The organism is Pseudomonas sp. SDT291_1_S447, from assembly GCF_054070155.1.
This window is the reverse complement of sequence record NZ_JBSVXS010000178.1, coordinates 1-8,014: the sequence shown is the minus strand read 5'-3', so window position 1 is coordinate 8,014 and position 8,014 is coordinate 1. Positions and strand designations below refer to the sequence as shown.

Sequence of the window (8,014 nt, the reverse complement as noted above, 5' to 3'; positions counted from 1 at the left end):
GATTAAAGAGTTACGCCGACCTGAGTGTTCTTTGGTGAATCCATAATCGACTCGATTTTTCAGGTCGATACATAGCGTCATACATCTCGGTCAGCTCCCTCTCTCATTGGGAAGGGTGACTGAGCGTGGGGGATTAAAGAGTTACGCCGACCTGAGTGTTCTTTAGTGAATCCATAATCGACTCGATCTTGCAGGTCGATGCATAGCGCCAGACATCTCGGGCAGCTCCCTCTCTCATTGGGAAAGGTGACTGAGCGTAGGGGATTAAAGAGTTACGCCGACCTGAGTGTTCTTTGGTGAATCCATAATCGACTCGACTTTTCAGGTCGATGCATGGCGCCAGACATCTCGGTCTGCTCCCTCTCCTTTGGGAGAGGGCTGGGGTGAGGGGGGAGCCAGGCACAGATGTCCAATACGGCAGGCGAAAAAAAGCCCCGCATTTCGCGAGGCTCTTTGATAGCGGTGGATCAGCTGCCTTTAACGGTTTTGCCGTTGACCGTGCCGTCCTGGAGCATGATGTTGTACTCCTTGCCGTCGGTTTCAACCTGTTGCAGGCGAACCAGCAGGTAATCCCAATCCTTGGCGAACCACAGGACGGTGATGCGCTTGCTTTGTGTCGGGTCGCGTACGCGCTCGACCTTGATCGCGTCGATCTTGCCAGCCTTGGTTTCGACTTTTTCCGAACCCAGTACGCGGAAGTCATAAGTATCGACTTCGCCGTCATCGACCACTTGATAACTCATGGTCTTCTTGCCGGCAGCGACGTCATGCTGCAAAGCCAGTTGATAAGTGGACTTGTCGACCATGCCACGGTTCAGCGGGATTTTCACCGCGTCGCCACGGTCGGTGCCGGTGACCATCTTGCTGTTCCAGTCGAAATCCAGATCAGCCTTTTTCGCTTTGCCCAGGCCACCACGTTCGAAGTGGTAGGACTGCGGCAGCAGCGTGTCCTTGTCCAGGGTCAGGGTGCTTTCTTCAGTCAGGCTGGCGATCATCATCGAGGCCTTGAAGCTGAGCTTCCAGACGCCGTTGGCTTCCTTGACCAGACTGCGCTCGGCGGTGCCGCTCATGGGCAACTGCTTCCAGTCGGCGGTGTAGCTGGCGGAGAACGGTTGAAGTTCCGCTGCCTGCGCGAAGGGCAGGGCGAGCAGAGCGCAAGCGAAGAGCAGGGCGCGACGCATAATATCTCCTAGTGTCGAATCAAGTGGCCGCTGGCCGCGAGTAACTGGCCATCCAGTAAAGCACCGTGTTCACCGAGTGCCAGCCTGCCTTCGGCAAACCAGCGAACAGCCATCGGGTAGATCAGGTGTTCCTGAACGTGTACTCGCTGCGCAAGACTCTGCGGCGTGTCGTGCAACTCTACCGGTAATACTGCTTGTACGACCAGTGGTCCGCCATCGAGTTCCTCGGTGACGAAGTGCACGGAGCAGCCATGCTCAGTGTCGCCGGCCTCGAGCGCGCGCTGATGAGTGTGTAACCCTTTGTATTTGGGCAGCAGCGACGGGTGGATGTTGAGCAGGCGACCCTGGTAGTGGCGAACGAAATCAGCGCTGAGAATGCGCATGAAGCCGGCCAGCACCACAAGTTTCGGTTGGAATTCGTCGATCAGTTCGATCAGAGCAGCATCGAAGGCCTCGCGACCTTCGAATGCCTTGTGATCCAGTGAGCGGGTGGCGATACCCGCGTCACTGGCGCGTTGCAGGCCGTAGGCGTCGGCGCGATTGGAAATCACTGCAGCGATGCGGACCGGGCTGTCGCCGGTCCGCGTGCTGTCGATCAGAGCCTGCAAGTTACTGCCGGTGCCGGACAACAGCACCACGACATCACAGGTTGCGGACATTAATGAGCCTTAAGGTTCTGCAGATCAACCTGAGCAGCGCCTTCGGCAGCGGCAGCGATCTGACCGATGACCCAAGGCTGTTCGCCTGCGTCACGCAGGGTGTTCAGCGCAACTTCTACGTGCTCCTGAGCCACGCAGATAACCATGCCGACGCCGCAGTTCAGCACGCGGTGCATCTCGGTCTCGTCAACGTTGCCTTTCTCTTGCAGCCAGTCGAATACGGCTGGGCGAGTCCAGCTAGCCACGTCAACCACAGCCTGAGCGCCTTTTGGCAGAACGCGCGGGATGTTGTCGAGCAGGCCGCCACCGGTGATGTGGGCCATGGCTTTGACGGCGCCGGTGTCTTTGATCAGCTTGAGCAGCGGCTTCACGTAGATGCGGGTTGGGGCCATCAGCAGGTCGGTCAGCGGTTTGCCGTCGAGCTGGATGTTTTCGATGTCGGCACCGGAAACTTCGATGATCTTGCGGATCAGCGAGTAGCCGTTGGAGTGCGGGCCGGACGATGGCAGCGCGATCAGCGCGTCACCGGTGGCGACTTTCGAGCCGTCGATGATTTCAGCTTTTTCCACGACGCCGACGCAGAAGCCGGCCAGGTCGTAGTCTTCGCCTTCGTACATGCCTGGCATTTCAGCGGTTTCGCCGCCAACCAGCGAGCAACCCGACAGTTCGCAGCCAGCGCCGATGCCGGTTACCACTTGGGCAGCGGTGTCGACATTGAGTTTGCCGGTGGCGTAGTAGTCGAGGAAGAACAGTGGCTCAGCGCCGCAAACGACGAGGTCGTTCACGCACATGGCAACCAGGTCGATACCGATGCTGTCGTGCTTGTTCAGGTTCAGCGCCAGACGCAGCTTGGTGCCGACGCCGTCGGTGCCGGAAACCAGTACTGGCTGCTTGTAGCCGGCCGGGATTTCGCAGAGGGCGCCGAAACCGCCCAGGCCGCCCATGACTTCCGGGCGCGCAGTGCGCTTGGCGACGCTCTTGATGCGTTCGACCAATGCTTCACCGGCGTCGATGTCTACACCGGCGTCCTTGTAGCTCAGGGAGGGTTGCTTGCTCATGATCCAGGCCTTTAGGGGAGGGGATTCAGGGGTAACGACCGAGTTCAGCGGGAACTTCGAAATCGACGGGGCGATGGCCTCACGCAAGTTTCGAGGTGCCCGGCTGTTGCCGGTCTGCGAAGGCGCGCGATTTTATCAGGCTTGAGGGGCAGCGGCCATCCTCGCACCGACGGGCAGGGCCATATCCACGGAAATTTTTTGCAATTGAGGCGAATGAACGCCTGTATAAGGTGGGGCGATTAACCGTCTATCGTTATCACTGTGCAAAAACTTACCGCTGTCGTGTGAATGTTTGGTGCTGGCAGATTGTCACAGCCTTGCTCAACCGATTCACGCGGCCTGTTCCAGCCGCTCCTGTCGACGGGAATTTTCCATGCGTTTTTGTAAATTGTTGTTTGTGGGTTGTTTGTCGCTGATCAGCCTGGCGAGTCACGCCGAAAACCTCAAAGGCCTTTATCAAGTGCGTGAGCCGGTCAATGGCCAGGCACCGGAAGAACGTGATCGCGCCACGCAGGCAGCGCTGGATACGTTGGTGCTGCGTTTGACCGGCGATCCAAAAGCTGCGCAAAACCCGGGGCTGGCGGCGATTCGCAAGGATCCGCAGCAGATCATCAGTCAATTCGGTTTCGATGCCGGGCCGCCGGAGGTGCTGAAGGTCGATTTCGATCCGGCGACCACCGAGCAGGCGCTGCGACGTGCCGGGTTGTCGCTGTGGGGTGCCAGTCGGCCGTCGATTCTGAGCTGGTGGCTGAATGATTCGGCTGAGGGCTCGAGTCTGGTCGGCGACGGTCAGTCAGCTGCTGCCCCCTTGCGTCGAGCTGCGCAACATCGCGGTTTGCCATTGCGTTTGCCTTTGGCGGACTTGAGCGAGCAATTGGTTGCCACGGCGCCGGCGCTGGAAGGCACGGATCCGGCACCGTTGCGCGGTGCTTCCGAACGTTACAACGCTGACGCCCTGCTGGCGGTGCATGCCCGTGAAGAAGGCGGGCAGTGGCAAGCCAAATGGCACTTGTGGCTGGGCGATCAGAAAGAGGCGGGCAGCGTGCAGGGCGCCGATCAGGCTGCTGTCGCTGACGCAGTGATGTTGGCGGTGGCTGAGCGTCTGGCGCCACGTTTCGTGGCCAAACCCGGCGCTTCGGGGCAGCAGACCCTGGAAGTGCAGGGCATGAATCTGGAGCATTACGCGGCGCTGTTGCGGTTACTCGAACCGTTTGGCGTGCGTCTGCAAAGTGTTGACGGCGATCGCATCGTCTATCGGGTCAATGGCAGCGCCGATCAGATGCGTGCGCAGTTGTCGCTGGCCAAGTTGCAGGAGTTGCCGGCCGAGGCGCCGGCGCAGGTTTCAGCGCCACAGCCTGCGGTTGCAGGTGCGGCACCGGTCGCGGCTCCGGCCCCGAGCCCGGCAACACCGTCGTTGCGGTTTCGCTGGTAAGTCTTTCCTTATATAGAAGCTACAGGAGTGGTACATGGCCGATACGCGGCGTTGGTTCTGGCTCGGTGGGGTTGTCCTGCTTTGCGCGTTTGTATGGTTGCTGCACCCGATCCTTACGCCGTTTCTGGTAGCACTGCTGCTGGCCTATCTGTTCGATCCGTTAGTGGATCGCCTGGAACGGCTTGGTTTGTCGCGTACTTGGGGCGTGATCGCGGTGTTTGCTTTGTTCACCCTGATCGTCACGGCGCTGATGCTGGTGCTGGTGCCGATGCTCGCCAAGCAGTTGCTGCGTTTGTACGAACTGGCACCGCAGATGCTTGACTGGTTGCAGCACACGGCAGTGCCGTGGGCGCAGTCGAAGCTGGGGCTGTCGGACGGTTTCTGGAAGTTCGACAAGGTCAAGGCTGCGATCAGCGAGCACATGGGTCAGACCACCGATATTGTCGGCGTGGTGCTGAGTCAGGCAACGGCATCCAGTCTGGCGTTGATCGGTTGGCTGGCCAATCTGGTGCTGATCCCGGTGGTGAGTTTCTACCTGCTACGCGACTGGGACGTGATGATGGCCAAGATCCGCAGCCTGCTGCCGCGTGATCGGGAAGAGACCATCGTATCGCTGGCCGGTGAGTGTCATGAGGTACTGGGTGCATTTGTTCGCGGTCAGTTGCTGGTGATGGTGGCGCTTGGCGTGATCTACGCAGCGGGCCTGATGATTGTCGGGCTGGAGCTGGGGCTGTTGATCGGTCTGATCGCGGGTCTGGCGGCCATCGTGCCTTACATGGGCTTCGTGATCGGTATTGGCGCTGCGCTTATTGCCGGGTTGTTTCAGTTCGGTGGCGATCTGTACCCGATGGTCGGGATCGTCGCGGTGTTCATGGTCGGTCAGGCGCTGGAAGGCATGGTGCTGACGCCTTTGCTGGTGGGTGATCGTATCGGTCTGCATCCGGTGGCAGTGATCTTTGCGATTCTGGCCGGTGGCGAGCTGTTCGGTTTCACCGGCGTGCTGCTGGCATTGCCGGTGGCGGCGGTGATCATGGTGCTGGTGCGCCATGTGCACGACTTGTACAAGGACTCCGACATCTATAGTGGCGTTGACGATCCGCAGTTGTAATGGCACAGGGGCGGCCCGGCGAATCGCCGGGTTGGCCCGTGTCCTGCAGGCGCCGGCGCCAAAGAATCTGTCATAAAACCAGCGTGTTAACGCAAACCTTTGATTTTGCTTGGACTCTGTCGCATTGTGCGCTCAGCTTCACGGGTATAAACTTCGCAAACTTTACACAGAGGCCACTAACGGTTCCTTGAGAACTGTTCAGTCAGCATGAAACCGATTCAGCTGCCCCTAGGTGTGCGTCTGCGTGACGACGCCACCTTCATCAACTACTACCCAGGCGCCAATGCCGCTGCACTCGGCTATGTCGAGCGTCTATGCGAAGCCGACGCCGGCTGGACAGAAAGCCTGATCTACCTGTGGGGCAAACACGGCGTAGGGCGTACGCATCTGTTGCAGGCAGCGTGTCTGCGTTTTGAGCAAATGGGTGAGCCGGCGGTGTACTTGCCGTTGGCCGAGTTGATGGATCGCGGTGTCGAAATCCTCGACAACCTTGAACAGTACGAACTGGTTTGCCTGGACGACTTGCAGGTGATCGCCGGCAAGGCTGACTGGGAAGAGGCGATGTTTCATCTGTTCAACCGTCTGCGTGACAGCGGTCGGCGTCTGCTGATCGCCGCTTCCACTTCTCCGCGTGAACTGCCGGTCAAACTGGCTGACTTGAAATCGCGCCTGACCCTGGCGCTGATTTTCCAGATGCGTCCGCTCTCCGACGAAGACAAATTGCGTGCCTTGCAGTTGCGCGCATCGCGTCGCGGTCTGCACCTGACCGATGAAGTCGGGCATTTTATTTTGACTCGCGGCACCCGCAGCATGAGTGCGCTATTCGACTTGCTTGAACAGCTCGATCAGGCTTCGTTGCAGGCTCAGCGCAAGCTGACCATTCCCTTCCTGAAAGAAACGCTAGGCTGGTAACGGCGCGGCTTTCAGCGTGTCTCGGCATATTTCAGGCGCCAGAAAATCCGCTTTCCTGCAGGGTGTGCAGGCCGCGTATCGGTTCAAATGGGCTTAAGCGCTTAGATGTAAACGAGAAACCGAGAAGTCACAAAAAGATCGATTGAATTTGCAAATGAGGTTGATAGCGGGCATAGTCTCGGCTTCTTTACAACTATCAGCCACGGTCGTGCCCATGCTAAAGCGCTTCGCACCCCTCGTGCCTCTCGCACTCGTCACCCTGTTGTACGGTTGCGCTGCTCATTCTCCAGTTCAAGAGCAGCCTCAACAGGTTAAAAATTCTGCCACGGCTCAGTCTTCCGTTATTTACCAGGAAGAGTTGGACACCGAAAAAGAACTCAACGAATTCAATGGCAAGAAGCCTTATCAGCTTCCTGTTCTGGCCGACAGCATCCTCGAGCGCGGCATGTCCCTGATCGGTACCCGTTACCGTTTCGGCGGTACCTCTGAAGCCGGTTTCGATTGCAGCGGTTTCATCGGTTATCTGTTCCGCGAAGAAGCCGGCATGAACCTGCCACGCTCCACTCGCGAAATGATCAACGTGGATGCACCGCTGGTCTCGCGCAGCAACCTTGAGCCGGGCGATCTGCTGTTCTTCGCCACCAATGGTCGTCGCGGTCGTGTCAGTCACGCCGGGATCTACCTCGGTGACAACCAGTTCATCCACTCCAGCAGTCGTCGCAGCGGCGGTGTTCGCATCGACAGCCTGGGTGACAGCTACTGGAGCAAGACTTTCATCGAAGCGAAACGCGCATTGGCCAACGCTCCGACTGTAGTTACTGCTCGCAAGTAATTCCCTCGATGTCGCTGCGTTCGCGGCGACAATCTGGCCACCGGCAACGGAGTAGACCTAGACTTTACAAGGTGAAGTTAAAGTCTTACTTGAAGTTTGCCGCGTAGCCGCTAGAATCCTGTATCTATATTGATGGCAAACCGCCTGCGTGCTCACTCAGGCGGTTTTCTTTTCTGTCCATCGGCAGAAAAAGCCGCAGCCAGATCAGGATGTTCTGCTTATGACGATGTCGGCCCGCCTCACTTTGATCTTCTTCGCAGCGCTGCTCAGCGCCTGCGCCAGTCGTACACCGCCGCCTGCGCCGGTGGTTCGCGCACCGGTCGTGTTCGGCCCATCCCAAGCTTTTTCACCGGCTGCTGAAGACGTGCTGTTTCGCGCGCTCGGTCTGGTCGGCACGCCTTATCGCTGGGGCGGCAACACGCCGGATTCAGGCTTTGATTGCAGTGGGCTGATCGGTTTTGTCTACCGTGATGCGGCGGGCATCTCTTTGCCGCGTTCGACGCGTGAGCTGATCGTTATGCAGGCGCCGAATGTCGGCAAGGAAGGCTTGCAGACCGGCGACCTGATCTTCTTCGCCACCAATGGCGGCTCGCAGGTCAGTCATGCGGGAATTTACGTCGGCGAAGGGCGATTCGTGCATGCGCCGGCTACCGGCGGCACGGTGAAGCTGGACAGTCTGTCGAAGGCGTATTGGCAGAAGGCTTATCTGAGTGCCAAGCGGGTGTTGCAGCCGGAGCATCTGGCGCATAACCCGTAGTAAAGACAACGTAAAACCCATGTGGGAGATTCTATGGTTGAGGGGAAGCCCTCAACTGACTTTTGCCTGATATTC

8 protein-coding genes are annotated in these 8,014 nt (G+C 58.6%); 5 read left to right on the top strand and 3 right to left on the bottom strand.

The features are described from left to right. Positions 1–467: 467 nt before the first annotated feature. Genes ACW9IR_RS27700 through purM form a run of 3 tightly spaced genes read right to left on the bottom strand, consistent with a single transcriptional unit; the run spans position 468 to position 2,898 of the window. Complete coding sequence (locus tag ACW9IR_RS27700; protein WP_102900814.1) at positions 468–1,181, bottom strand: DUF3108 domain-containing protein; 714 nt, start codon at positions 1,179–1,181, stop codon at positions 468–470. Positions 1,182–1,189: 8 nt separating this feature from the next. After that, positions 1,190–1,840: a phosphoribosylglycinamide formyltransferase gene (purN, locus tag ACW9IR_RS27695; RefSeq protein WP_102900815.1), complete on the bottom strand. Its 651-nt coding sequence runs from the start codon at positions 1,838–1,840 to the stop codon at positions 1,190–1,192. Continuing rightward, positions 1,840–2,898, bottom strand: coding sequence for a phosphoribosylformylglycinamidine cyclo-ligase (gene purM / locus ACW9IR_RS27690; protein ID WP_077571719.1), 1,059 nt, complete (start codon positions 2,896–2,898; stop codon positions 1,840–1,842). Before purM ends, purN begins: the two co-directional genes overlap by 1 nt. 373 nt (positions 2,899–3,271) lie before the next feature. Here purM and ACW9IR_RS27685 point away from each other — a divergent pair, with 373 nt between their 5' ends. From ACW9IR_RS27685 to ACW9IR_RS27665, 5 genes are all read left to right on the top strand, one after another. Then, positions 3,272–4,330, top strand: coding sequence for a DUF2066 domain-containing protein (locus ACW9IR_RS27685; protein ID WP_457465795.1), 1,059 nt, complete (start codon positions 3,272–3,274; stop codon positions 4,328–4,330). A 34-nt stretch (positions 4,331–4,364) separates the two neighbouring features. Next, complete coding sequence (locus ACW9IR_RS27680) at positions 4,365–5,438, top strand: AI-2E family transporter (RefSeq protein ID WP_102900818.1); 1,074 nt, start codon at positions 4,365–4,367, stop codon at positions 5,436–5,438. A 207-nt stretch (positions 5,439–5,645) separates the two neighbouring features. After that, complete coding sequence (hda, locus tag ACW9IR_RS27675; protein WP_007919828.1) at positions 5,646–6,350, top strand: DnaA regulatory inactivator Hda; 705 nt, start codon at positions 5,646–5,648, stop codon at positions 6,348–6,350. Between the two features lie 214 nt (positions 6,351–6,564). After that, on the top strand, positions 6,565–7,182 hold the full coding sequence (locus tag ACW9IR_RS27670; RefSeq protein WP_007919826.1) for a C40 family peptidase: 618 nt from the start codon (positions 6,565–6,567) through the stop codon (positions 7,180–7,182). A gap of 220 nt (positions 7,183–7,402) precedes the next feature. Next, positions 7,403–7,939: a C40 family peptidase gene (locus ACW9IR_RS27665; RefSeq protein ID WP_007919825.1), complete on the top strand. Its 537-nt coding sequence runs from the start codon at positions 7,403–7,405 to the stop codon at positions 7,937–7,939. Positions 7,940–8,014 lie beyond the last annotated feature (75 nt).